Below are 24,615 nucleotides of genomic sequence, written 5' to 3'. Positions count from 1 at the left end.
TGGCGAACATGCGAGCGATCTGCTTACCGATGCCGGTTCCGCCACCCGACACCACCGCAAGGCGGGATCCAGTTGTCATGCCGTCACGATAACGATCATCGACGGTGATCTCATCCGTGCATCCGCTTCTCGGCAGAATCGGGAGCTGACGGAACTTCGTCAGCTGCACGGCGGGTTACCAGCCGGCGCGACACAGCGCGGAATCGCGCACGAATGCGCAAAGGTACCAGTACGAATGCCGGGCAACCGGTTACAGCGTTGGCGGGCGCTCGGTTGGGCGACTGCTGGCGTTGTACGAGTTCTTGGCCGCGACCACGGCCGGCTGGATGTGCTCGGGGTCGACGCCATGGACGTTGAGCGGCGGGTGTAGACGCCGGACGAGTTCGGCCTCGATGGTTGCCGGTTCCGGGTCCTCGGCCCAGGTCAAGCGCAGGTGCGTGTACATCCATGCGGTCAGCCGTGACTCGTCCTCAGGAATCAGGACAACACGGTCGGTCCAGGTCGTCCGGTAGCCCTCGCAGGTAAGAAGCCCGGCCAACGTACGGCGCAGTGTCGAGCTACCCGAACGCCTCAGGTGGTTGCGTAGAATCCTGCCCCGCAGGCTGGTTGCCCGCCCGAGGTACAGCAGCCGCAGCGAGGGGACGCTTAAATTCGACGGCCCGGGCAAGTCGGGAAAGATCGACGGAGCAGCCCACCAGGCGTAGACACCACCGCCACGGCTGAGCATCTTGACGGCGACATCGAGTCCGGTCGGCACGCCGGAGAGCAGCCGCAGCGCCTCTTCGGTCCGGGCTCGGTCGGTCGGGACGTCGTCGGGTCGCGTTCCGGAACTAGTCATCGCGGCAATGCTAGGTCTCGCACGTCTCGATTAGGATCGCTTGCACGTCGTAAGTGGCCTCCTGATCTTGCATTCTGGCGCTACTGTGTCGCCGCTGATCTTGATTGAGGATAGGACGACGTTGAGCGAGAACCCGGTCGGCCGGCCAGACGACGACCAGCCCCACAACAGCAGCGGGACACCGTCCGGCAACCCCGAAGGCGACCTCGGTTCTACCCTGCCGCCGCCCAGCGACCCCACGGCGCCACCCCCGGGGTATGGACCCCCCGGCTACCAGCCTCCGAACTACGCCAGCCCCGGTAGCCCCTACAACCAGCCTCCGTACGGCCCGCCCTCGCACGGTCAAGCCTCGAGCTACGGATCCCCGGCCAACCCCTACAACCAGCCTCCGTCGGGCCCGCCTGCGTACGGCTGGCCCGGCGGTTCGGTTCCGCCCGGCTACGGCCCGGCGTCCCAGCCCCAGTACCCCTATGGCGCGCCGCCGCCGGGTTACGGCCCCCAGTTCGGCTGGTACGCCAGCCCGGATGACCCCCTGGTGAGCCCCACCTTCGGCGGCTGGTGGAGCAGGGCCTTCGCCCTCTTCTCGGCCGCCTGGCGTCCGATGGCCATGGTCCAGCTGATCTGGGCTTTCCCTTTGGTCCTCCTCGGCGTCGTCATCAACCTCGCACCCGCTGAGACCGAGACGAGCACCAATGTCGAGTTCACCGGCGACGTCCTCGCGGTGCTGCTGACCATTCTCGGTGCCTTTCTGGTCGCGACGCTGCTGAGCCTGGTCACCCAACTCGCCACCATTCAGATCCTGGTGCAGCGCGCCACCGGCCAGCCGGTCTCGGTAGGCGGGGCGCTGATGACCGGCCTGCGCCGTGCCCCCGCGATGCTCGGCTGGGGCTTCCTGGCCGGCCTGCTCATCGTGGTGGGGCTGGTGCTCTGCGTCCTGCCCGGCCTCTACATGGCGCTGGTCATGTTGGTGCTCCCGGTGATCGTCCTGCTGGAACGGGGGAACGGCATCGGTCGCGCCTTTAAGTTGTTCCACGCAGACTTCGGCGCGGCGATCGGCCGGGTGGCCACGATCGTCGGCATCATGCTGGCGTTCGGCCTGGTGGAAACCGTTCTCTCCAGTTACCTCGTGACACCGAGTAACCTCAGCGACGACGGCGTGGACGTCGGACTAGCTCTTACCGCCGCGGTCATCTCGGCGGCCTTCTCGATCATCTCGAGCATCGTGGTGTCTCCGCTGCTGCTCACCGCATACGCCGACATGCGCGCCCGGCACGAGCCGTTCTCCACGGCATACCTGGCCCCGCCCTCTAAATGAGTGTTTGAGGGAGGGCATCAGTCTGGCGTGGTGAAGGTCCGTCGACGTTGCCGTTGGCCGGGTTGTCGCGGTCGAGGCGGCGGATCATCGAAGCCGATCCACCAAGATTGAACGCTCACCACTAACAGCGGACACACTCGGCGAAGATTACGGTGCTCCATGCCGGCCCCAGATTGCCCACGCAATGATGCGCGGCTGAGCTACGACTTAATCCGTAGAGCCGAACTCGGGCGCACTCTTCTCGGTAGAAGCGGACACGTGTAGGGCACCTATGCGATGCCGTGCTCGTTGAACAGCGCCCATAGGCGGGGGTAACGCAGGGCCACCGTTTCGGTGTTGAGTAGGGCCCAGTCGAGGTCGTCAGGATTGGGATCTGTGCGTAGCGTTACGGCGCGCTCCTCGGCCACGACGTCGCGGACGTCTCCGTCGATGTCCGCCCGCTGGTCGCCGACCTCGCAGGCCACGTATTCCAGGGACTCCCACGTGGGGTAGTCGTCGTCGTGCCAAGGACGTGGGAGCAACGCCAGCCGCTGCACGGCCGGAACCGTGGCGAGGCTATCGGGGTCGGCGATCGCTCGCTCGTACGCTGTGCGGCCGAGCCCGACGAGCCACATCTGGAAGTAGTGAAATCCGTCGGTGCTCCAGCCGCCCTCGATGAGGATGTCTGCGGCTCGCCAAAGGCGATATGTGTTGGCCGGTTCCCGGGTCGCGGACAGGTGCTGGACAAAGTCGAGCAGGTGGGAGCGGGAGATTCGGCTGAGCCTGTGGGCTATGAAGGCCTCGCGGTCGCCGGGCTTGGGTCCGGCTCGGCGCGAGAGCTCGATGAAGGTCCAGAAATCGTCTACGCCCACAGCGGCAGCGTAAACATCCGCTCTTCGGCAAAGTCGGATGCCAAGCGCCCGCGACCCCGGCTACGGCGCGTGACGTGCTCGTTGGCGGCCAGCGCGCCCGGACAGCGGCATGTGAGTACGCTGTGATCGTTTGCGCATTACTCTTTCCGTGTTGCCCAATAAGAGTTCGATTGACAAGATCAGGATGCGGGTCAAGCTTGCGAACCATCAGTGAGCTCTGGGGAGATTCTCTACGCAGCGCATCGCGGCTGCTTTCGACTCTTCGAGCCAAGCCCGCCCTAATCCTGCCTGTCCTGCTGGCGGCAGCGAGCATTCTGGTTCTTGCCTTGGGGCTAATTTTGTCCGCACGGCAGCTCTTAGGTCAGCACAACGATGCCAACTACCTATTTCACCAGGATCGCGGCGGCGGTGGCCCACCAGAGGCAAAGGAAATCCGGCCTAGATACGAAGAATCGTTCGCATCTGGTAGCGAAACCTCCTTTATTCACCTTCGCTTTGCATTCACAGAGTTCGACGCAAAGCGGGGAACAATCCGCGGGACCGTTGCAGGACTTATCGATGAAACCGCTTATGCTAGACAGTATTACGGCTCTGCTCTGCCAAAATCTACGAAACTTACGCTGCGCTCATTGTTTACTACTATCAAACTCGAGGTTCCGCTAGTCCCCAAAGTAGATTCCGAGTCTGAGGTCAAAGTTCCGTTGGAGCTGGACGCGTGGGGCGAGCCGAGCACTTTTCCCGGAGATTCCTATGCGATAGTCTACTTCTTCGACGTAGGAGCAGGAATGGATCGGCCGTCCGCGTCGGTTCTTCTCGGTTCCGGCCTGCGCTTATATTCCATATCTGGAAGTATCGGCAATCCCTACTTCAACATTCTGTTGGAACGCCGCGAGACCCAGCGTTGGTGGGTTTACACGCTTGCGCTCTCGCCACTTATACTGTTTTTCGCTTTGGCTTGGTCAAGCCTCCGACTGCGCGACAATTCAGTGGCGTTGTCAACGGAAACGGCAGTTGGGGTACTGGCCCTACTCCCTTTAAGGCAAGTCCTTGTCCCATCTGAAATCAGTAGTTTAACTAATGTTGACCTCATATTAGGGATCGAATTTCTTCTGTTCATCGGATGGATGGGATGGAGCATCTTTATTGCCAGCAATAACACCCAAGGACCAGGTGCCGATACTTCGATTCGCTGACCGATTGAAACCACATTCCCAGGCAATAGACGCCCTATCTGGCTGAGTGTGCTCTCATCGGCAAAGTCGGACGTCGAGCGCCCGCGACCCGGCTACGGCGCGTGACGTGCTCGTTGGCGGCCAGCGCGCTCGGACAGCGGCATGTGAGTAGGTCGGAATGTGCTCCTTTGATAGGGAGGATCACCCTGGCGGGTGGCTTCCGCGGTTACCGGCGGGAGCCCAATCTCGAGCGTTGCAATCATGGCGCCTATGCCACCAGACGAAGGTGCGCGGGCAACCGTCAAAGGCGTCTGGATCGCTTGTTTCGCCGCGGGCTTTACCGGAGTCCTCGCCACGGTAGCGGTGATATGGGCGCAGTCTTCGCAGCTTGACGCGGCTCGCGAAGCACGAGTCCAGGAGCTGAGGGTCGTTGCTTACACCGAGTACGCAACTGCGGCCGGTGACCTTGCGGGGATTAAGCTCGACGAGGCACTCTGTCGGGTCCAATCTGAGGCCGCAGCTGGCGCTGCGGGCGCTCTCGGAAAGAAAACTCTTTATGCGTTGAGCTGCGGGAACTTGGCGCCAGACGCTGTGCAGAAGCTTGAGGATAAGTACGCTTCGCTGTTCGTATATGCGACCGACGAGGCAAAGAAAGAAGCGGACGCAGTAAGGGCGTCAGTGGTCTCTAACGATCAGACCGGAGAAGTGGATATTAGGTTGCCAGAATTGGAAGCCGCACGCCATCGGTTCGCATTGGTGATGTGCCGCGACCTGAATTCGTATGATGCCCGCGACGAGTGCAAGTGATCAACGCGCGGGTTCGCCACGTCGGAGCGCGCCTCTCTCGGCGAAGCATGCGCTGGGAATGACGGCGCTCCGGAGCCGATGAAGGCAGCGAAGATGCAGTTGGGTGGCGGTCGTGGTTCTTGTGGGCACGGCCGTAGCGCATCGTAATGCGGTCGGCGAACTGGTTTTGTGTGGCCCACGGCCACACAAAACGAGTCCTGCATGATAGCCCGGTGAGGGACACCAGACTTCAGGTTCTTCGGGCGCGCATCGCGGAGCATCCCGGCACCCGAGCCCAGGCCACGTGGAGTAGATTGCGGCGGACGCACGGAGTCCTCGCCGGAACGTCCGCGAACTCGACGAACTGCTTGCCGGGCCAGAAGGCGACTGGCGGCAAGCAGTGACCCTTGTTAACAACACGGGTGCCTACGAAGCGGAACAAACCGCTCATCTGGACGAGTTCGATCGCCGACTACACAACGTCGTTGCGGCTATCGGCACACTCATCGATCACACGCGTGTGGTTGCTAACCGATACAAGGGAACCCCTTTCCACGACGAGTATCAGGAGCACATGCGTCGTACTGGACCGGCTTCTACTCCTGACGCCACCCACGTGATCTCGAACGTCCGCATCTGCCGCGATCCGGTCACTACGCAAAGTTATCCGGCGCGACCACAGCGGTGGTTCCTCCCGCTACGTGGCGTCGGCTCATGGTTGCTGCGTATTGGCGCTGGTTGCCAGGACGGAATGTCGTCGCGAGGGCAGAGGGCTGGAGGCAGCGTGGTGCTTGTCGGGGCGAGACTGCCGCGCCTGCCGAGTTCTCCGACGGTTCCCTGGTCGAGGATTTCGACTGGGCATACGCCGGGGCGGCTGATCGCGGTCATCGCCTCGGCGTGGCGCAGCCCGTCGCCGGGCACGTCGTGCATGGCGTACGCGAGGAACGACAGCGGTGCCTTGTACGCCCGGTCCTGGACGCGCAAGGCACCGGCGGCGGCGTTGCGGGGGTTGGCGAAGGCCTGGCCGCTGTGCGCGATGCGCCGCTTGTTGGTCTTGGCGAAGTCGGTGTCGGTCATGAAGACCTCGACGCATACCGCGAGCGGGCGCGGCCGGGTCGGGAGCGACGGCGACCTCGTGCCGCCGGCGGCGGTGAGCCGGAGCAGATCGCCCGAGCAGGTCGGGGTCGGCGGTCACGACGAGGGGCAGGCGAGTGACGGGCGTCGTGGCTCTCCAACGCGGGCGGTGGGCGGTTGAGGCGCCCACCGTCCCGGTTGGGGCTACGCCGAGACAACGCCCGTCCCGGCCAGCTGTGGATAGCCCAGATGTGTGTGGAGAAGCGCTCGCGAGCTGCTCGGTCTGCTATGGGAGCGGGATCACTGTCGGGCGGAGGAGCCGGCCGGTTCGACCCGTAGCGGCTGTCCGGGGAACCCTTCGAAGATCTCGCCCATGGAGGTCACCCAGACCGGTACGACCCGGTAGGACAGCGCCCCGGCGACCGGCGGAGCCGTCAGGTCCACCCACTCGGTGCGGCTGACCGGGCCGCTCACGTTGCTCCAGGAGTCCTCCGAGATCCCGCGGTACACGTGGTAGTAGTCGGCCTCCCTTTCGTACTCGTCTCCCGGCGGCACCGGCTTCCAGCTGAGCGCGACCGAGGGCAGCCGGCCGGGCGCCTCGGGCGGGGTGTAGCGGTGCCGGACGATGTCGGCCCGGTGGTTGAGGAAGTTCGACGGGCCGGTGAGGAACGTCGTGCCGTCGAGTACCCGCAGGACCGGCGTGGCTTCCGGGTCGCCCAGCACGTGGTAGTCGGTCGTGCCGACCGAGTGCAGGCGCATCCCGTACGGCGGCCAGTGGTGGATGATGCCGACCTGGACGGGTGCGTCCCGGGACACCAGCGTCAGCGTCTCGCCCCCGGCCGGCCGCACCTTGAGGATCATGTTGTTGTTCAGCTGCATCAGTGCTGGGAACTGGAAGGTGGGTGCGTCCCGGTCGACCGGCTTCATGAAATCGAACGGGTTGAGGCTGTGATCCATGGTCACGTTGACCGTGGCGTCCGCGTTGCCGCCGTCGATGATGAGCCGGGTGATCTGGAGCCGCGCCTCCCAGGAGTTGGTCTCGTCGTTGAACGACGGGACGTTGGTGCGGCAGGCCGAGCAGCGGGCTCCCTGGAGGACCTTCACCTCGCCGGCGCCCGGAGTGAGCATCTGGTAGGAGAAGTCCAGCTCCGTGCGGCTGGCCGAGAACGTCCCGTGACTGGGCTGGGTCGAGCCGCGGGCGAACTCCGGCTCGTACGGTTGCCGGTCCACGCCGAGCGCGGCGACCAGCTCGCTGAACCGGCCGCTGCTCAGCTCCGGCGTGCCGGCGACGGCGGCCAGATCGGTGAAACCGCCGGCCGGGCGCCTGTCCAGCAGGTTGTCGATGAGGCTCGGCTGCCCGGGCACGGCGCGGTCGACCAGCGGTGCCGCCTGCCGGAACCGCTCGGCGTCGGCCATCCCGTTCAACGCGCCCACCACCCGTTCGGCGACGGCGGCCGGCACGTCGTCGGGGGTGATGCGGGCCAGGTAGTCCCGTTCGTCATGGAGCCGGAACTGACAGCGCTCGCAGGTCGGGCGCGTCTCGTCGTTCAGCATTCCGCAGATGTGGCACCTTTTCACGCCGGTGTCCTCCCCCGAAGCATTGGGCGAGCCCCCGTTCGGCCTGCCCCCGTAACGGCATCGTGACAGTTCCCACGTCAGGTGACTTCTCCGTAATTGCGGAGATGTCGCCTATGGAGCCGAGCAAGGCATGACCCGGACATACGGTCAGCAGGTGCCGGGCCCGCAAAGGGAACGGCCTCTGTCAGGGGAGACGGAGGCCGTTCGAGGATTCGGCTCCGAGGGGTCAAGCCTAATCGGCTCGATGATCGCGGCCGTCGACGACGGCCATCGGTCGGGTCTACAACGCCTCGGACTCGGTTGACGTCGGCAAGCTGTAACGCTCGCAACACCGCCGCCTCGCCGTGCCGACTAGCCCCAACGACAGCACCACCCGAGATCAGCCGTCCGGATTTGCCGCTGATCGCGCGCGGCCCCGCTGACCTTTGGGCACCGTCAGCAACTGGCACCGAAGACGCGCGTGTGTCCTCAACTCCGATGACGGGATGCCGGGAGCGCCCCGGTCTGCCGGTCGACTCACGTCTCGCTGACCGGCTGGGCCGGTTGATGAATCACAAGCTGCGACTGGCGGCCGGCGAAGGCCCACTTGGGGTCTCTTACTTTACGATCCGAGCGGGAGAAGAAGCCTGCTCGGTCGACGTGGACTATCAATGCGTCATGATGGTCGATGACACCAGAGATTGCTCGCCTCTGGATTGTGTCGAGCCAGGCCTCGACATTCCGCCCGAACCGGGGCGGAAGTCCGCACGGGTCTGATACCGCCTCCCAAAAGTCATCGATCGTCTCTATCGGCTTGCCTCGCAAGTCGACGACGAGATCCTTGGCTACCTCAGCGCCATACCTTCGAAGTCACGTGTCTGCCGGGGCGCGACCGCGCTTCCTGATGCTCGGATCAACTAGGCCGCGTGGTGCTCGGCATCATCCCCTGCGAAGATCACGACCCGGCGCGCTGGCCGGCTGGTCAAACACGAAGTTCCGCAACGTACGGGCGAGGATCAGTCCCATCGGGATGGTTAAGACGATCATCACGGCATCTGCGTCTGCACTGTGGATCGGTGTGTTGGCGGCGAGTTCGGTGAACGGTCTGCCGATCTGCACGACGAGGGCGAGCAGCGCGAGCGGCCAAAGCATCATCGGCAGCGCGACAACAGCAATGGCCGCCACCACGCCGTAGCTGTATCGGTCTTGCCGAGGACCAGGACGGGTCTTGGCGAGCGCGACGACAACGACCACCAGCAGGACGGCGAACGCGAACGTTACGAGCAGCCGGGCTCCGCTCGGCTGCGGCCAGACATGACGCAGTAGCCACGGCGTCGCCAGAGCAAGGATGCCGACCGCAACCGTCGTGCGAACACCTGGCCGGTCGACCGGACCAGCCGTTTGCACCGCGGCAGCGACAGCGACCAGCGCCAGCAGGGAACCGACTGCGGCACTGCCCGTGTTGAGTGCGGGCTCGACGTCGGTTGGCGACTCGGTGGCCGTCGCCATCCCGGATGCGACCGCAGCCACCATCGCCACAGCGAGCAACGCGTTCGGACGAGGCACTGCCGGGACAACCATCACGACGGCACAACAGATCAGCGCTGCCGCGGCCGCACCGATTCCGAGCTTTGTGCTGTCGGAATTGTAGTCAATCCGGTCGAGGCCGACGTCGACCGCCAGCCAGGCGCAGCCACTAACCAGCACGCCCCAGGTGGTCCAGCGGCCACCACGTGCCAGCAGGATCAACACCAGAAGCAGGGCGATCAGCGCACCCCAGCGCAGCTCCCGAGCCCAGTACGTGTTGTCCTCGGCGAAGGCGTCCGGGCCCGTCGGCTCGCTCAGCGGCTGAAGCACGGTCACGCCGAGCGCCCACGCCACCGCTGACGCGGCCGCTGACCCCAAAAGCACGAGTCGACCTGCCACCAACCACCATCGGGCCGGACCGGTGTTCGCGCCGGCGCGAGTACGGCGGTTGACAACACTCATGGCGGCAGACGCTACCCAACGTCGATCAAATTTCCCCCCGCCGCCTAGGCCTTCAAGATCCGGGCCGGGAGTGCGCCACACGCGGGCAAGTCCAGATCAATCGGGGAAGCGCGCACTTCTGGCCGTCGGGCGGGGAGCCCGAAAGTAGCGGCGTGTGCGCCCGACGATTCTTTGGTATCGCGTCCGCCGCATTCCCCGACGTCTGGATCATGGAACATCACACAGTCACATTGGTTTCGGGCCGTTATTCGCGTAGCCCTTCTGCCGCGGAGTCAATAGTGCTTCGCAATCTCCTATGGTCGGTAGCTCACCTCTCGCCTGCCTGTATAGCCTTCATTTACCGGCCGGAATATTCGACAGGAGGATGCGAATGAATTCTAACAAGGAACAGTACGAAAGCCCGTCTTTCATCAAGATGGGGAAATTCCGTAAGCTGACCGGAGTCTCGGTCTTCGCGATCGACGGCGAGTGGTGGCTCGGGCGTTACGTCTGAGTAAGGAGTAGCGGATGCCTGGCCCCGACGGACCTCCCTCTTTCGTAGTTCTTCCGGACAACGAGGCGTTGTCCGGTGTTGCCCGGCATCCCGCACTGACGGCGCCAGGGATCCGGACCCTTCGCCATCCGTCCGGCCGTCCGTGGATCATCGGAAGATGGTCCACGGACGAGCTGGTGGCTGCCATCGACGGATCCACCAGAGCTGTCCTGCTCGGCGAGACCAATGCCACGGTCGCTGAGCTGACCCGTCAGACGTCCGGTGGCGCCACGGTCACCGAGCTGAACCGGCTGCACGACCTTTCCGGCTCGTTCCACATCGTGGCCGCGGCCGGTGACCACATGCGTGTGCAGGGCACCGCCTCTGGTTGGCGGCGTGTCTTTCAAGCACAGATCAACGGTTGTACCGTGGCCGCGAGCCACGCGAACCTTCTCGCCCGGCTGATCGGCGCGGTGCCGTCGATGGCCGCCGTGGCGGTGCGGCTGCTCGAACCGCTGTTGTATCCCTTGGGCGAGACGCCGATGTGGGACGGTGTCAGCGCTGTCGCCCCGGACGCCTACCTGTTCGTGACCGACTCGGGACGGCGTGTCCGGCACCGGCAGTGGTGGACTGCTCCGGAGCAGTCGCTCAGTCTGGCAGCGGGAGCGCCGGCGGTCCGTGCCGCCCTGGTGGCCGCAGTTGCCGCCCGGCTCGGGCGCGGCGGCCACATGAGCGCGGACCTGTCCGGTGGCTACGACTCGACATCCGTGGCGTTCCTGGCGGCTCGCCAAGGCGCCGAGCTCACCGCTTGCACCATGTACAGCGACGACGGGGCCTCGGACGAGCTGGGTTGGGCTCAGCGGGCCGCAGCGAAGCTGCCGTTGCGTGAGCACCTGCTGCTGCCGCCCAGCGAAGTAGCGCTCCCGTACGCGGATATGGCTATGGGCCAGTACCAGCTGGATGAGCCTTCCGTGCTCGCGGTCTTCCGCGGGCGCGCACTGTCCGCATTCCGGCGGATTGGACAGACGGGATCACGGCTTCACCTCACCGGTTTCGGCGGCGACCACCTCTTCACGGGCACGCCGGCCCACCTACACGGACTCATAGCGCGGGCGCCTCGGCGGGCGGTTCGTGACCTGCGCGGGTTTCGTGCCCTCTTCTCCTGGCGCCGCACGGAGCTGATCCGGCAACTGCTTGACCACCGTTCATGGCGGGCCGCCATGCTGGCGGTGAACATCGAGGACCCGCCGCCCGTGAACATCACCCGCCCGCGGCTCGGCTGGGTGCCGGACATCCGGGTACCGCGCTGGCTGACGCCCGAGGCGCGCTCGATCATTGGCGCGGCGATTCGGCACGCCGCCGAGTCGGCGGGTCCCTTGGCCGCCGACCGGGGTCTGCACCTCGACCTTTACTCCCTACGCACCGGCGCTCGGGACATCAGCGCCCTGGACATGATGGCGCGCTCCGCCGGCGTCTCGCTGGCCGCACCCTTCTTCGATGACCACGTCGCCGAGGCGGTGTTCGCGGTCCGTAGCGAGGAGCGGATTTCCCCGTACGCGTACAAGCCTTTGCTGGCCGAGGCGGTGCGAGGCATCGTGCCGGACGAGTGCCTGGAGCGGCAAACCAAGGCACAGGGCTCGGCGGAAGGCGCCAAGGGCCTGCGTAACGAGCGAGCCGGGCTCACGGAAATCTGGGACGACTCACGCCTCGCCGAGATCGGCCTGGTCGATGCGGACATGTTGCGCCGCCTTTGCGCGTCGCCGTCGGCTCCGGAACTCGTGGACGGCGCGCTGTTCAGCACGCTCGCGTGCGAGTCCTGGCTCCGAGGCTTGCCTTCGCCCGTCCACGTTTCCGACATGCTGGGGGTCCGGTGACCTTGCGATTGCACGACGACATTGTCCTTAACGAGACGGAGTACGGCGCTGTCCTGCTAAATCAGCGCCGGGGCACGTACTGGCAGCTCAATCCAACCGGGACGGCGATCATCAAGGCGATGCTCGAGAACGACGACGTCGAAGCGACGGCGAAGGTTCTCGCCGAGCGGTTCGACGTGGATTTCGAACGCGCTTGCCAGGACGTCCGGTCGTTGGTGGCCGAAATGCAGGCGGCTGGGGCGTTCCGATGACGTTCGAGATGTCGGTCCGGCGGGGCAGCCGGGATCCTTCTCTACGCCGCCGCGTGGTCACCCGGGTCGCGATCACGATCGCCCACCTGTTGCGGCCTCTTCCGCCCGCGCTCTTGACCCGGGTGCTCGGTGTCCTACGGCGGGGCGCCCGAACGGCGACCTATGCAGAGGCTGAGGCAGCCCGCAACCGGGTGCTGAGCGCCAGCCTCGGCATGAACGCCCTTAAGGCGTGCCTGCAACGATCGCTGGCGGTGACCATTCTCTGCCGGATGTCCGGCGCATGGCCGACATGGTGCGCCGGTGTGCGCAAGACGCCTCCGTTCACCGCTCACGCCTGGATCGAAGCCGAAGGCCGCAGCGTCGGCGAGCCCGGAGTCTCGGAGGTCTACGTCTGCATGCTCCGTGTAGCGCCCCTAGTACGGCAGCCGCCGCTCCTGATGTGACCTGGGATTCCGCGGGAACGAGGACGGCCACTGCATATCGTCTCTGCGTTGTGGACACAACATCAGACCTTGCGGTGGCCGATAGCCACAGCTTGAAGCCTGCTCGGTGGCGACGAACCATTGACCTGGTGACCGGCTCGTTCGCGGGCCGTTCACCGAGTCACCGGCCAGTTCATCGCTCCAGTCCTAGCGATTTTTGGTCTCCAGAATCTTCATGATTGAGGCAAGTTTTAGGCGGCGCGGGGCAGCCGGGCGCGGGTGGCGTAATGGTCGACGTGCTGGGTGATGGTGGTGAGGGCGGCGCGGAGTTCGGGTGGGCTTGCGGCTGATCGGCGCTGGTGAACGGGACGAGCAGCCGGTGGTAGATCTTGGTGTAGAAGATCGCGATGCGGATGCCGTCGGGCGTGAGGGTGTAGCGGTTGTGGCCGGGGAGTCGGCGGATCAGGCCGTTGAGGCGTAGCCGGCGCAGGTCGTAGGTCATCTGGTTGGGGCGGTAGTCGCTGCCGAGCAGCCCGGCAATCAGGACGCGCAGGTGCTTGTTGGTGAAGCCGGTCGCGGCGAGCAGGGTGTGGCAGAGGGCGCCGGTCAGGGCCATGACCCGGGGATCGCCGAACCGCAGGGCCGGGGTCCTACCACCCGCCGCATCCAGCGTGGGGTGCGCGGTCCGCTCAAGGCTGGAGCCGCGAGGACACAGCCCTGACCGACACGTTCAGCATCCAGGATCCGCCGATTACAGGCACGGGCCTTGGTCTGCAGGTTGTTCCGCACCGGGTTTGATGGAGACATCGAAACCTGGGAGGAACACCAGCGATGCCCGCACCGAAGAAGTACAACGATGAGCTGCGTGAGCGTGCGACCCGGTTGGCGGTTGAGGCCCGCCGGGATCCGGCGTCCGCGGTCGGAGCGATCCGGCGGATCGCCAGTCAGCTCGGGGTTCATCCGGAGGCGTTGCGCACGTGGGTGAAGAAGGCCGAGACCGACGCCGGCGACCGTCTGGGCACTACCAGCAGCGACGCGGACCGCATCGCCGCCCTGGAACGGGAGAATCGTGAGCTGCGGCGGGCGAACCAGATCCTGAAGTCCGCGGCGAGTTTCTTCGCGGCGGAGCTGGACCGTCCGTCGCGATGAAGGCCGACTTCGTCGACTCCCAACAGGCCGAACACGGTGTCCAGCCGGTCCTGCAGGCACTCCAAGACACGCCGGCACAGATCGCACCGTCGACCTACTGCACCGCCAAGACCCGCCCCGCCAGCGCCCGATCGAGGCGCGACGACGAACTGACCGCGATGATCGAGCGGATCCACGCCGAGAACTACGGCGTCTACGGGGCCCGCAAGATCTGGAAGGAGCTGCTGCGCCGTGGTGTCCGGGTGGCCCGGTGCACGGTCGAGCGGCTGATGCGAGAGTCCGGGCTGCGGGGGGCTGCTCCGCGACAAGTCACCGCGGACGACCCGGCCCGCGGCCGAGACCAGCCGGCCTGCTGACCTGGTCAGGCGTGACTTCACCACGGCCGGCCCGAACCAGCTGTGGTCGCCGACCTGACGTATGTGCGTACCAGCGTGGGCTGGGTGTACGCCGCGTTCGTCCTGGACGTGCACTCCCGCATGATCGTCGGCTGGCAGGTGTCCACGAGTCTCTACACCGAGCTGGCCCTCGATGCGCTGAAGATGGCCATCTGGCGCCGCCAGAATCAAGGCGCTGACCTGGACGGACTCGTGCATCACTCGGACCGGGGAGTCCAATATCGAGCGATCCGTTACACCCAGCGGCTCGCCGAGGCCGGCGCCGTCGCCTCGGTCGGTTCCAAGGGCGACGCCTTCGACAACGCCATGGCCGAAGCGTTCAACTCCCTCTACAAGGCCGAACTCGTCCGCAACAAGGGGCCCTGGCGCGGGCTCGACAACCCGGAGATGGCCACCGTCGAGTACATCGACTGGTACAACAACCGGCGCTTGCACGGCGAGCTCGGGCACGTCCCACCCGCCGAACACGAGGCACTACACGCAATGGCCCAGCCGGTCACCGGATACCTGAAAACCAGCTAACCAACTCTCCATCAAACCCAGGGCTTGACACCGCGACTTGATCGCCCGGAACTGGACCTATCCCCGACGCCGGCCGGGCCGTCCGCCGGTTCAGGCGGCAATCCAGGCGCTGGTGCTGCGCCTGGCGAAGGAGAATCCGAGCTGGGGCCATCGCAGAATCCAGGGCGAACTGGTCGGCCTGGGATACCGGGTGGCGGTCAGCACCGTGTGGTCCATCCTGACCAGGGCCGGGGTGGATCCGGCACCGCGATGGAGATTGGCACCCGGCGGGTGCACGTCCTCGGCGCGACCGTCCATCCGAGCGGGGAGTGGGTGGCGCAGCAGGCCCGTAACCTGATGCTGGACCTGGGGGAGCGGGCCGGGCAGTTCCGGTTCCTGATCCGAGACCGCGACACCAAGTACACCGACGTGTTCGACGAGGTGTTCACCAGCGAAGGCATCGAGGTCCTACGCAGGGCGTTGTTGCGTTGCGAGATCAGCGGCCGCGCTGAACTCGGCCAGGGCAGGCTTCAGATCGCCCGGCCCAGTTGGGTGAATGCCGCGGCGGTCCGTAGCGCGGGGTGGGCGTCGACTCCGAGTTCGTAGTGGCCGCGTCGCAGATTCTGCACGAAGGCGTGGCCTGCAATCACCACCTGCGCCGTTCGATCGGTTTGCAGTCCGCGCATTGGTCTCAGCCGGCACTTGAGCTCACCGTGATCGGCTTCTATCGGGTTGTTCGCGTACTGCTCGACGTGGTGCCAGGCCGAGGGAACCAGTTCTTCGAGTACCGCCGGGTAGACCGGTGCGGCGTCGGTGGCCACCTCGCTCGGGATCGCCTTCAGCATCCGTAGCGCGCGAGTGAAGAACCGACGAGCGGCTGCGGCGTCTCGGCGCGTCGAGAGCAACACGTCGATGACCTGTCCGTGCTGGTCGACGGCCCGGTAGACGTAGCGCCACACGCCGTTGACTTTGACGTACGTCTCGTCGACGAACCACCGGTTACCCGGCGAGTGCCGAGCGAATCGGGCGGCGTCGCTCAGCGGCGGGGTGAACCGCTGTACTGACCGTTAGACGGTCACATGGTCGACGTCGATCCCGCGCTCGGCGAACAACTCCTCGACGTCGCGGTACGACACGCCGTACCGCAGGTACCAGCGCACCGCCACCACGATCACCTCGGCCGGGAAGCGGAAGCCGGCGAACGCCGACCGGGAAGGAGACCACGGACGAGACTGAGCGATGGACTTCACCGGTCAATCCTGCCTGACAGCCGACGCAACAGAGCCCCCAGGAACGCCGGAGCTGCCTGTCGGAGCAAGTGATCCCGCGGGCATAACGATCGCGACGACAGCAAGCCAGCGATGTAGCAGACACCTTAACCAGCTGCACGTCGAGGCCGCCCGGGTTTCGGTTGGCGAGCATCCCCGGCGCCGGTCCGCTGTTGATGGTTGCGCTGTGTCAAGGTCATGTCGCTCAGCGATGAGCGTCGATACGGGGACGGGGATTCCACTAGCTGCCTCTAATTAGCCGCGATCCGGTACCGCGATCGAGCCGAAGCGGGTACGCCGGCCTCTTGGACGAGGAGATGCCGGATCAAGGTTCGAGCCAGGACTGGAACCTCGGTGCTTGGCTTCCTGGCCTCTACTATCCCGGTGTGGTTGGAGCTGACACGTACCGGACGGCTGTCGAGCGCGTCACCGCGCTGGCGTCCCGTCTGGCTCCTGTGGTCGATCTCCCGTCTTCGGAACGGCTCGCCGACATCCTTACCGATGCTGGGTGGGTTACCGAACGGCCAGGCCGTTTCACCGCTGACGGATTGACCGCCTCGGTGTTCGCCGACTGGGGCACCACTGCGATTCACGTCGACCTGCACGACTTCGGCTGTCCCGAGGAGGTGGACTACAGCGACTACGACATTGACGAGTCTTACAACGCCGCCCGCGACCAGCTCTACCTTGACGCGGAGGCGGCCATGCGGACCGTGGCCGGGCTGCTCGGCCTGCCCCCGGCTGACCCGCTTGCCATCGACCTGCGCGCCGACTACGGCGAGCGAATTCTGCTGGGAAGCGGCCACTGGGCGGTAGCCGTTGCCGTCGTACACGAAGGCCCCGACCTACCGATTGTCCTCGAAGTGAGCCTCGCCTACGGTGCCGACCTGCCCGGCCGGCTCGCGCAACTGGCGGGTCCGCCGCACGGTTACCACCCAGTCGACTGGGAGGCCATCTCGGCGCACATTGAGGTCGACATGCCAGACGACTACCGCTGGCTGATGGAGAACTACGGCCCCGGAACCTTCGACGACTACCTCACCTTGATCGCACCGGAGGAGCTGTCGAAGCCGCAGTTCGGCCCACTGACCGTCACCGGCAGCTGGCACCAAACCTTGCCGCTGACCACCACGCCCGACGAGGTTGTGGTATCCGCCATTCTGTTCCCGCGGTGGAACGGTCTGAAGGTCACAGCACCAGGTATGCCGGATCGCGACGTGTCCGGAGGCCTCCTCCAGTTCCCCGTGGTGCTCTTGTCCGGTGCCGAACGTTTACCCCAGTTCCCGTCCCGGTTTCCCACTCGTGCGCCTCGGTTCAAGGCAGCCGGGCCTGTCTGATGATGTTCGACGGACCCTCGTCGTGGTCGTTGCGCCCGCCGAGGACAATGCGGCTAGTGCAGGCGTCGCTGCTCTAACCGGACCTCAGAGGATCTTGATTTCGGTATCCGGATCTGCCGCTCCGGGCGTGCTGGCGTTCATCGACGGTGGTAACGCAGCGTGGAGCATGGCTACTTCTTATTCGGAGTCGGGAAGCACGTTCTCTGATCATGTGGTGTTGCGGGCGGCGGTCGCCGCCTATCTGGGCCGTTACCGGGGCCAGACTCGGCTGCATGCCGAGTCGGATCTGCGGGTCTTCCTGCGCTGGTGCGCCCGTCAGGATCTCGATGTCTTGGCCGCGGTGCGAGCGGACATCGAACGGTACGTGCGGTGGCTGCAGGACGAGGGTTGCTATCAGCCTTCGACGGTCTCGCGCCGGTTGTCGGTCGTGGTGGTCTTCTACCGGGTCTGCGTCATCGACCAGGTCCTGCCGTACTCGCCAGCCGACTACGTACGCCGTCCTCGGGTGCCGGTGGAGTCGCCGACCCTGGGCCTCGGCCATCTGCAGTTCGAAGCGCTGATCACTGCCGCCCGGCTGTCGACTAACATCAACGATTTCGCGCTGGTGGCCCTGCTCGGGCTGCTCGGGCTACGGATCTTCGAGGCCTGCGGCCTGAACATCAGCGACCTTGGCGAGGAACACGGCCACCGCGTCTTACGGGTGCGCGGCAAGGGCGGCAAGGTCGTGCTCGTCCCGCTGCCGCCCGCGGTTGCCCGCGCCGTCGATCGGGCGGTCGACGAGCGCGAAAGTGGGCCGATCCTGCGCAACATGCTTGGCCGGCGGCTGGACCGGCACGCCGCGACCCGCCGCCTCCAGCAGCTGGCTGTCGGTGCCGGGATCCGGATGCCGAGGATGCACCCGCACATGCTGCGGCACACCTTCGTCACCACCATGCTCGACGCCGGTGTCAGCCTGCGCGATGTGCAGATCGCCGCCCGCCACGCAGACCCACGCACCACCATGCGTTACGACCGCGCCGGCGGAACCTCGACCGGCACCCCAACTACATCCTGGCCGCCTACATGGCCTCCGGAACATGAACCTGACGCGCGACTCTGCCGATGACCGCGCGCTGGGACGGCTTGGAAGCGGGAGTCGAAAGTCGGCGCGAGTGCGTGCGGGGGCCGGACCCAGCCGTGGTTGACCGGGTGTACGGGCCGTCGCCATCGGAGGCCATTCTCGTGGACCCGGCGTGCTACAGAAGGGCGAGGCCGCTGGTGCTGGGCGTGCCGGGTACGAGGCTGGTGTGCTTCACCGAGGTGAGGGGTGGGCGGATGAGGGCGGTCGTGTACGACAGGTACGGGTCTGCAGACGTGTTGCGGATTGAAGATCTTCCCAAGCCATCCCCTTCGGGCCGGCAGGTGCTGGTCAAGGTCGCGGCGACATCGATCAACCTCAGCGATTGGGAGACCCTGCGAGGTTCGCCGCTGTATTCGCGTATCGGTGGGCTTCGAACACCGGCGCGCCGGACGCTGGGTTCGGACATCGCCGGATGGGTCGACGCCGTCGGTCCGGCCGTCACCCGGTTCCGGCCCGGTGACGAGGTCTACGGCGACAACCTCATGCTCAAGGGCGGCTTCGCGGAGTACGCGATCGCCCCCGAGTCGGTGCTGGCGCACAAGCCCACGGCGCTGACCTTCGCCGAGGCGTCGACGGTTCCGCAGGCGGGCGCGATCGCGCAGCAGGGGACCGGCGGCGCCGCGGCCGGGCAACGGATTGTGATCAACGGTGCCGGCGGCGGTTCCGGTTCATTCGCCATTCAGCTCGGCAAGCGTCTCGGCGCCGAGGTGACCGGAGTGGACAACGCGAGCAAGCTCGACTTCATGCGGTCGGTGGGCGCGGACAAGGTGATCGACTACCGGAGTGAGGACTTCACTCGCAGCGGTCCGTACGATCTCATCCTCGATCTGGTGGCGCATCGATCGGTGTTGGCCTACCGTCGGGCACTGGCGCCGGGCGGTCGTTATCGGTGCGTTGGCGGATCGGTGCGGACGCTGCTGCGCGTCCTGACGATCGGCTCGGTGGCCGGTTGGCTCACGCACCGCCGGCTCGGCGTGCTCGCGGTCAAGGAAGGGCCGGCGCATTTCGGACCGGTCGCCGACCTCTGCGTAACGGGTGACCTCGCCGTCCACATCGACCGCACCTTCACCCTCGACCAGGTCCCCGAGGCCCTGGCCCATGTAGGCGAGGGACGCGCCCGCGGCAAGGTCGTCGTGACAGTGACCTGACCGCCGTGCCGCGCCGCGTCCGGTTACTCGGCAACCGGATCTCAGACATCTCGCCCGGCGGGACAGCGGGGCCGCTCGAACGCGGTGGCCCTCGGCGCGCTCATCGCCTCGACGACTCGTTCGCCATCCGCGGCAGGCGAACCCACAGCAACGGCGCGCCGAACGTCGCCTTTACCGCCATCCTGGGCCGCAACGAGTATCCGGATCTGCCGCCGATCGTGTGCGGGCGTCTCAGCACGACATCCCGCTGCGTGTAGCTCGCTCAGTGCCGCCGGGGCGCTATCGTGTCGATGAGCGGACGTCAGGTTCGGTAGTCCTCGAATTCCCAATAGCCCACCCTGCCCAGGCGCTCGCCGATCTCCGACCAGGTGTCGGCTTCAACCTCGTTCACCCTCGCCGCGAGCCAAGCTCGGAGCTTGCGCACGTCGAAGTCTTCCACGCGAACGACCACATGGTGTCGTGCGTTGTAGATGCCGCCGACCTCACGACAGGTCTTGGCCAGCCATTCCGGCGAGCAGACGGTGACGTCGAAGGACTCCTCGCCCGGCGAGTCGGGCGGGCCGACGATCATGCGGGCGATCAACGCGAACTCGGACGGATCGCCTGGAAGCGTCGACGGGTCGGGATCAAGGTCAAGGCTCTTGAGGGCAGCTCGCCCACCGTTGATCATGCCGTACTAAACGTCCGCTCGTGCCGCTGTTCATGCGCGACTGGGTACCATCGCGGGCGTGTTCATCGAGGTCATCGGACGTCGCCTTCTACCCGACCACATCGACCGCGATGACGTCGAGGACCTGCTCGCCGACGCGCTCGGAACGGACGGCGAGGTGACCGGAGCCGGTACGGGCGAGACCGGATGGCATCTCGACGTCGAGATCGTGGCTGACACGCCCAACTCCCGACAGGTTCTGCGAAGACTGGCGATCGCCTTGGTCGAGCAGAACCTCGGGTGGATAGTGCTTCGTCGCGAGCAGGAACTTTCCGGTAGACCGGCTCAAGAGATTGTCTGAATCCAGCAAATGGGCGCACGGATGCGCCGCGATCCGGGGTGTGGGATCTATCCGAAGCTGACCGCACTACCGAAGCCGAGCGTTCCGTCGCCGATCGACTATGACCAGGCAGCTCAGGACCATCGAGGCGCAACCGAGAGATGCCGGTGCGCCGGGCACATGCAGGAGTCGGCTGCCGACGTACCCGAGTGCGGCGCCACTCACCAACAACGCCATGACCACTGCCCAACCGGCCGGATTGAGCTGCACGCTCCGGAACAGCCGGACATTGGCAAGACGTGCACGCCAGCGCGACACCGGGCGGTACTCGGCGAATCGACGTTGCATTGAACGCACCTTCCGGAACACAGTGGACGTTCGCTCATTCTCGCGCCCCGATCAAGAAGGCCAGCAAGACCAGGTGCACGGATTTGCCGCGAACAAAGGCGACTCAGCCAGCAGGATGCCTGTCCTCGGCTCTGAGTATTCGTGAGGGCATCCCATCGGGCGGTGGGGCGGTACGGGGCGGGTTCCGAAGGGCGTGCACGATACGGGCTGTGCGTACTGAGCGTTTCGAGTTCTCCGTTGATTCCGTCGAGGCCATCCCGGACGGGTGGCGGCTGGAGGGCGAGCCGGGTTATCACCCGCGGCACTGGGCACGGCCAGGTGAACACTTCCGCCTTGCCTGCGAGGAGCACGGCCGCCGGCGGCGCGACGTGGATCTGGTCGTCGTCGAGCTCACCGAGACGTACACCATCGTGAGCGGCACCGGCGGCGACCTGCTCCGGCCGGATGACATCGTGTCCGGTGAGCGCACCATCGCGGACCTCGCCGAAACGGGCCGGACGCCGGTCGAGGCCGCCGCGCACCTGGCGGAGATTCTGGGTCTGCCGCCCCTTGCCGATTCGGCCGGAAACGGCAAGGACTGGTCGGCGGTGGAGACCGAGCTCGGCGCCGCACTGCCCGGCGACTACAAGGCGTTCATCGACGCGTACGGCCCGGGCTTGGTCGATGACCATGTTTACGTGTGCGCCCCCGACGCGGCCGAGGAGTGGGCGGACCTGGTCGGGCAGAACTCCTACGCGCATGAGTGCGTCGGCGCGGAGTTCTTCGGGTGGGGCAACTGGCGGCGGGAGTGGCAATTGGGGGACGCGTCCCGCTGGAACCCGGACCGGGAAGACATTCCCTCATGGTTCGAGCCCGGCGACAATCTGATTTCCTGGGGGCACACCGGGAACGGCGACTTCCTCTTCTGGCACGTCAAACCCGGCACGTCCGCCGACGACTGGCCCGTGATGTTCAAGGAGGAAGGACCGCTCTGGGAGCAGTACGGAACAGGCTTCGCCACCGCATTGGCCCACCTGCTGTCCGGCGACATCCAATCGGAGTATTTGAGCCGCTGGCTCGGCGGTCCGCACTCTTACGGCCGTTGACCGGCCGCGCCCATGACCGCCAGATCGGGGACGGTGAGAGGGCGGGCCCAGGTGATAGCCACGACGGGGCGAAGACCATAGGACTCGAGCTAGGCGAAGCGCGACGGCCGCGCCGTCGCCGAAGGCTGTGCTCACTCATACCTGCCGCTGCCTGGACCCGGTCTGATGCGACGCGCACATCTGCCGCCGGTAATGGGTGTAGTCCGGGCGAGCCCTCGCGCGGTGTACTCGGCCCGCCCGGGGCGGGCGCCTGCCGACGGGAAGGCGCGAAGGGCCGGACATGGCAGCCGCTACGGAAGGGCCAGCTCAGCCCAGTCCGCTTCGCCTGCCAGCGCCGATGGCACGCAGGTTCCGCTCAAGCCCGTGAATCGCTGCAACGTAGGCGTCCAAGGCGCCGTCCCATCGGTCAGGTTCAGCGAAGGCGCTCCGTAGTGATCGGTGGAGATTCCGCAGTTCCTCGACGTCGGCCAGGAGGGGCTCGCTTCCAGGCGTGGCCGCGAACCTCGTACCGACTCTGTAGCGGTCTGCGCTACCTCTGTGCACGTTAGCCAGAGACACGCCAGAGTCGTGAGCTTCAACCAGGTCTCCGGCAAGCTGATGATGGACAGCGAGCAACTCAGCCCCATTGTCCAGCAGGCGCTGGAGTTGGATCCGCCTCCACTCATAGCGCCGTCGGATGATGTCGGTCAGCACGACGAGTAGTCCGCCTACGAGCACGCCGGCAAGGGATGTGAAAACCTGCATGCTTCCACTGTCGTAGACGAGGGCAACGGCTCGATGCCTGCACGACCCACGCTCGACAACCGAGCCAGACAACGCACGGATCTGCCGCTGTCCGTGCACGCTGGCCGCCAATGAGCACGTCACGCGCCGTGGCCGGGGTCGCGGGCGCTTGACATCCGACTTTGGCCGATGACAGTGCGTTCAGGAGTGGAGATAAATTGGGCGTAGAGCTGGCGTCAGCTGATGCGCGACACGTGGTCGAGCGAGGTGGCTGGTGCTGGCTGACTCCGCAACATATGACCCGGATGTCAAGGGCTGTATACGGCCACGGTCCAGGAGCCGCCGCGCCGATTGAGAATGGGGTCGAAGCCCAGCGTGATCGTCGCGGTTGTCGGCCGGTCGCCTTGCAGGCCCAACGCGGCATCCCATGAAGATGTAGACGGCTTTCGCACGTGATCGAGTCGGAGTCCATGAGCTGCCAGGCCGCCTGGTTGAAGCTGATTTCCTGGTCGGCGATCGCCGACGTGCAGACGAAGCTGATGTACGACCTCTTGGTCGGAACGTTGATCTGCACCGTTCGCTGCGCAGGCCACACGCCGTGATACTCCTGCACAAGTCTTAAACGCTCGGTTGTTCCATACGATCCCACAGTGGCCGGCGCCTGCGGGCTGCGGGTGGGGGCGCCAGCGTGTCCGGAAGGCTCCAGGTGTAGACGGCTACTGCCCACGCCGCGGGCGCGGTCGTGGGTGCGTCTGCCAAGGTCTCCAACTGCACCAGACGCAACCGGCCGTTGGCGGTCAGGGCGGATCGGTCGATGTGCATAACCTGGGATAGCCCACACGAAACGGGCTCGTCACCGTGAGGATCAGGAGTACGTATCCCTATTGCGGAAACGTCGTCGGATCGCGGTCGGGCCAGCGCGCAGGAACCATAGAGGCTCAGCGGCGTACTGCCGGGCGGGACGGCGACCTCGACCTCGGATTGCTTCGAGGTGTCCAGATATGCCACCGCCACACGCGTGTACGTCGTCCCGTCCTCGGCGCGGATCGTCGGTGCCGGCAACGGCAGTGACGTGGGATCCGGCACGCGCGGCGAGGCATCACCCCGGATCAGCACACCGACCGTCACCGCCGCCAGAATGCAACCACAGGCGAGGGCCACTCGACGCCGCCGAAATCAAGACGTGCCCATGAGCCGAAACGCCTCCCCAGCCTGGCATGATCAACAATTGGTGCCGATCATAGGCAAGCCCTCGCATGCCGCTGACGACATGACGAACGTTGTGGCTCTCACCCGAGCGAACGCACCAATCTGCCTCTCGTCAATCGTGCGGAGCGCTCGCCGTACGAACCGTCGGGGTGCCTGGCGGCGGCCATCGCTCGGGGAGAACCTCACGACATGAGACCGTCACCCGGCACCGCTCCAGGGTAGGCACCCCATGATCGGATTGCGCCGACGGCCGCCCGCACGGATCTGCCGCAGAGCGCGCATGTCCGTCGTATCGCCGGCGTGGGAGCAGGCGACACCGATGTACGGTCCGTACGTGGACGGCATCAGACTGCGCGTTGACCGGGTCGACGTCCGGCAGGACGACGACGAGCACACGCTGATCCTCGGCGCTGACGGCGTCCACGTCATGCTGATCCGCCTGCGCTACGACGGCTGGGTGGACGAGGTGATCAACAGCGCAGGATCGGCCGCACCGGGTCCCGGCGCCTGGACCCTAATAGACCGCGAGCTGTCCCTCGAATTCGGCGAACGGGCCGCCGCGGCCCTCGGCTTTCCGCGCGACTGCCGACTGCACTTCGACGTGGACGAGGAGGCGATCCGGCGGGTCCGGGCCGCGCTCCTGGAGATCCTGGACTGCGCCTGCTTTGTGGTCGATACCGCCGAGGGCCGTATAACGAGCTGAAGCGCAGCACTCAGTTGCTCGATCGAACGGTAGTTCGCT

At 65.9% G+C, this 24,615-nt stretch carries 24 protein-coding genes and 2 pseudogenes; 18 read left to right on the top strand and 8 right to left on the bottom strand.

The annotated features are described in order from the left end of the window. Positions 1-250: 250 nt before the first annotated feature. The gene (locus I4J89_RS48165) at positions 251-838 is read right to left on the bottom strand and encodes a GIY-YIG nuclease family protein (RefSeq protein ID WP_196420947.1); all 588 of its coding nucleotides are present in this window, start codon (positions 836-838) and stop codon (positions 251-253) included. A gap of 85 nt (positions 839-923) precedes the next feature. On the opposite strand from I4J89_RS48165, the gene I4J89_RS48160 reads away from it, so the two are divergent. After that, a complete protein-coding gene (locus tag I4J89_RS48160; protein ID WP_196420946.1) occupies positions 924-2,153 on the top strand; it encodes a hypothetical protein in 1,230 nt (409 codons plus the stop codon). A gap of 269 nt (positions 2,154-2,422) precedes the next feature. On the opposite strand, the gene I4J89_RS48155 is transcribed toward I4J89_RS48160, so the two are convergent. Beyond that, positions 2,423-3,004 carry a DUF4240 domain-containing protein gene (locus I4J89_RS48155; RefSeq protein WP_196420945.1) on the bottom strand — a complete coding sequence of 194 codons (582 nt, stop codon included), beginning with the start codon at positions 3,002-3,004 and terminating at the stop codon, positions 2,423-2,425. Positions 3,005-3,201: 197 nt separating this feature from the next. Between I4J89_RS48155 and I4J89_RS48150 the strand changes: the two genes are divergently transcribed. Then, on the top strand, positions 3,202-4,197 hold the full coding sequence (locus tag I4J89_RS48150; protein ID WP_196420944.1) for a hypothetical protein: 996 nt from the start codon (positions 3,202-3,204) through the stop codon (positions 4,195-4,197). A gap of 249 nt (positions 4,198-4,446) precedes the next feature. Continuing rightward, a complete protein-coding gene (locus tag I4J89_RS48145; RefSeq protein WP_196420943.1) occupies positions 4,447-4,983 on the top strand; it encodes a hypothetical protein in 537 nt (178 codons plus the stop codon). Positions 4,984-5,625: 642 nt separating this feature from the next. On the opposite strand, the gene I4J89_RS48140 is transcribed toward I4J89_RS48145, so the two are convergent. The 3 genes from I4J89_RS48140 to I4J89_RS48125 all read right to left on the bottom strand — a co-directional run bounded on the left by I4J89_RS48140 (position 5,626) and on the right by I4J89_RS48125 (position 9,582). Then, a complete protein-coding gene (locus I4J89_RS48140) occupies positions 5,626-6,126 on the bottom strand; it encodes a hypothetical protein (RefSeq protein ID WP_255522005.1) in 501 nt (166 codons plus the stop codon). Positions 6,127-6,336: 210 nt separating this feature from the next. After that, entirely contained in the window at positions 6,337-7,590 is a 1,254-nt protein-coding gene (locus tag I4J89_RS48135) for a hypothetical protein (protein ID WP_196420941.1), read from the bottom strand. Between the two features lie 942 nt (positions 7,591-8,532). Then, positions 8,533-9,582, bottom strand: a complete 1,050-nt coding sequence (locus tag I4J89_RS48125) for a hypothetical protein (protein WP_196420939.1) — start codon at positions 9,580-9,582, stop codon at positions 8,533-8,535. Positions 9,583-9,952: 370 nt separating this feature from the next. On the opposite strand from I4J89_RS48125, the gene I4J89_RS51220 reads away from it, so the two are divergent. The 4 genes from I4J89_RS51220 to I4J89_RS48110 all read left to right on the top strand — a co-directional run bounded on the left by I4J89_RS51220 (position 9,953) and on the right by I4J89_RS48110 (position 12,622). Beyond that, positions 9,953-10,075 (top strand): hypothetical protein, encoded by a 123-nt coding sequence (locus I4J89_RS51220; RefSeq protein ID WP_255522004.1) that lies wholly within the window; start codon positions 9,953-9,955, stop codon positions 10,073-10,075. 341 nt (positions 10,076-10,416) lie between these two features. Next, positions 10,417-11,928, top strand: coding sequence for an asparagine synthase-related protein (locus I4J89_RS48120; RefSeq protein ID WP_196420938.1), 1,512 nt, complete (start codon positions 10,417-10,419; stop codon positions 11,926-11,928). Further along, entirely contained in the window at positions 11,925-12,179 is a 255-nt protein-coding gene (locus I4J89_RS48115; RefSeq protein WP_196420937.1) for a lasso peptide biosynthesis PqqD family chaperone, read from the top strand. Before I4J89_RS48120 ends, I4J89_RS48115 begins: the two co-directional genes overlap by 4 nt. Next, the gene (locus I4J89_RS48110) at positions 12,176-12,622 is read left to right on the top strand and encodes a lasso peptide biosynthesis B2 protein (RefSeq protein ID WP_196420936.1); all 447 of its coding nucleotides are present in this window, start codon (positions 12,176-12,178) and stop codon (positions 12,620-12,622) included. The genes I4J89_RS48115 and I4J89_RS48110 overlap by 4 nt, the downstream gene beginning before the upstream one ends. A gap of 172 nt (positions 12,623-12,794) precedes the next feature. Here I4J89_RS48110 and I4J89_RS48105 read toward each other — a convergent pair whose 3' ends face one another. Continuing rightward, positions 12,795-13,217: a hypothetical protein gene (locus I4J89_RS48105; protein WP_230860824.1), complete on the bottom strand. Its 423-nt coding sequence runs from the start codon at positions 13,215-13,217 to the stop codon at positions 12,795-12,797. A gap of 215 nt (positions 13,218-13,432) precedes the next feature. On the opposite strand from I4J89_RS48105, the pseudogene I4J89_RS48100 reads away from it, so the two are divergent. From I4J89_RS48100 to I4J89_RS50690, 3 genes and pseudogenes are all read left to right on the top strand, one after another. Further along, a pseudogene (locus tag I4J89_RS48100) lies at positions 13,433-14,667 on the top strand (IS3 family transposase). 37 nt (positions 14,668-14,704) lie between these two features. Continuing rightward, positions 14,705-15,004, top strand: a complete 300-nt coding sequence (locus I4J89_RS52165; RefSeq protein WP_373688226.1) for a helix-turn-helix domain-containing protein — start codon at positions 14,705-14,707, stop codon at positions 15,002-15,004. Further along, entirely contained in the window at positions 14,917-15,252 is a 336-nt protein-coding gene (locus I4J89_RS50690; protein ID WP_230860823.1) for a hypothetical protein, read from the top strand. Before I4J89_RS52165 ends, I4J89_RS50690 begins: the two co-directional genes overlap by 88 nt. On the opposite strand, the pseudogene I4J89_RS48090 reads toward I4J89_RS50690, so the two are convergent. Further along, positions 15,177-15,887: pseudogene (locus I4J89_RS48090) on the bottom strand (IS6 family transposase). The gene I4J89_RS50690 and the pseudogene I4J89_RS48090 overlap by 76 nt on opposite strands. A gap of 332 nt (positions 15,888-16,219) precedes the next feature. On the opposite strand from I4J89_RS48090, the gene I4J89_RS48085 reads away from it, so the two are divergent. The 3 genes from I4J89_RS48085 to I4J89_RS48075 all read left to right on the top strand — a co-directional run bounded on the left by I4J89_RS48085 (position 16,220) and on the right by I4J89_RS48075 (position 19,519). Further along, positions 16,220-17,251: a hypothetical protein gene (locus I4J89_RS48085; RefSeq protein WP_196420935.1), complete on the top strand. Its 1,032-nt coding sequence runs from the start codon at positions 16,220-16,222 to the stop codon at positions 17,249-17,251. Positions 17,252-17,378: 127 nt separating this feature from the next. Then, the gene (locus tag I4J89_RS48080) at positions 17,379-18,356 is read left to right on the top strand and encodes a tyrosine-type recombinase/integrase (protein WP_309238798.1); all 978 of its coding nucleotides are present in this window, start codon (positions 17,379-17,381) and stop codon (positions 18,354-18,356) included. A 152-nt stretch (positions 18,357-18,508) separates the two neighbouring features. Further along, positions 18,509-19,519, top strand: coding sequence for an NAD(P)-dependent alcohol dehydrogenase (locus I4J89_RS48075; protein WP_309238797.1), 1,011 nt, complete (start codon positions 18,509-18,511; stop codon positions 19,517-19,519). A gap of 301 nt (positions 19,520-19,820) precedes the next feature. Here I4J89_RS48075 and I4J89_RS48070 read toward each other — a convergent pair whose 3' ends face one another. Then, on the bottom strand, positions 19,821-20,189 hold the full coding sequence (locus I4J89_RS48070; protein ID WP_196420934.1) for an Imm8 family immunity protein: 369 nt from the start codon (positions 20,187-20,189) through the stop codon (positions 19,821-19,823). Between the two features lie 58 nt (positions 20,190-20,247). Here I4J89_RS48070 and I4J89_RS48065 point away from each other — a divergent pair, with 58 nt between their 5' ends. The 5 genes from I4J89_RS48065 (at position 20,248) to I4J89_RS48050 (ending at position 24,576) form a co-directional block, all read left to right on the top strand. Next, a complete protein-coding gene (locus I4J89_RS48065) occupies positions 20,248-20,529 on the top strand; it encodes a hypothetical protein (RefSeq protein ID WP_196420933.1) in 282 nt (93 codons plus the stop codon). Positions 20,530-21,065: 536 nt separating this feature from the next. After that, positions 21,066-21,941 carry an SMI1/KNR4 family protein gene (locus I4J89_RS48060; RefSeq protein WP_309238796.1) on the top strand — a complete coding sequence of 292 codons (876 nt, stop codon included), beginning with the start codon at positions 21,066-21,068 and terminating at the stop codon, positions 21,939-21,941. A gap of 567 nt (positions 21,942-22,508) precedes the next feature. Next, a complete protein-coding gene (locus I4J89_RS51215; RefSeq protein WP_255522003.1) occupies positions 22,509-22,643 on the top strand; it encodes a hypothetical protein in 135 nt (44 codons plus the stop codon). Between the two features lie 473 nt (positions 22,644-23,116). After that, complete coding sequence (locus I4J89_RS48055; protein WP_196420932.1) at positions 23,117-23,266, top strand: hypothetical protein; 150 nt, start codon at positions 23,117-23,119, stop codon at positions 23,264-23,266. 887 nt (positions 23,267-24,153) lie between these two features. Further along, positions 24,154-24,576, top strand: coding sequence for a hypothetical protein (locus I4J89_RS48050; protein ID WP_230860822.1), 423 nt, complete (start codon positions 24,154-24,156; stop codon positions 24,574-24,576). Positions 24,577-24,615 lie beyond the last annotated feature (39 nt).

This window comes from Actinoplanes aureus (genome assembly GCF_015704865.1).
In the GTDB taxonomy this organism is placed as follows: domain Bacteria; phylum Actinomycetota; class Actinomycetes; order Mycobacteriales; family Micromonosporaceae; genus Actinoplanes; species Actinoplanes aureus.
Note: the sequence above shows the minus strand (reverse complement) of the source record. Positions and strands in the feature narration are given on the sequence as shown.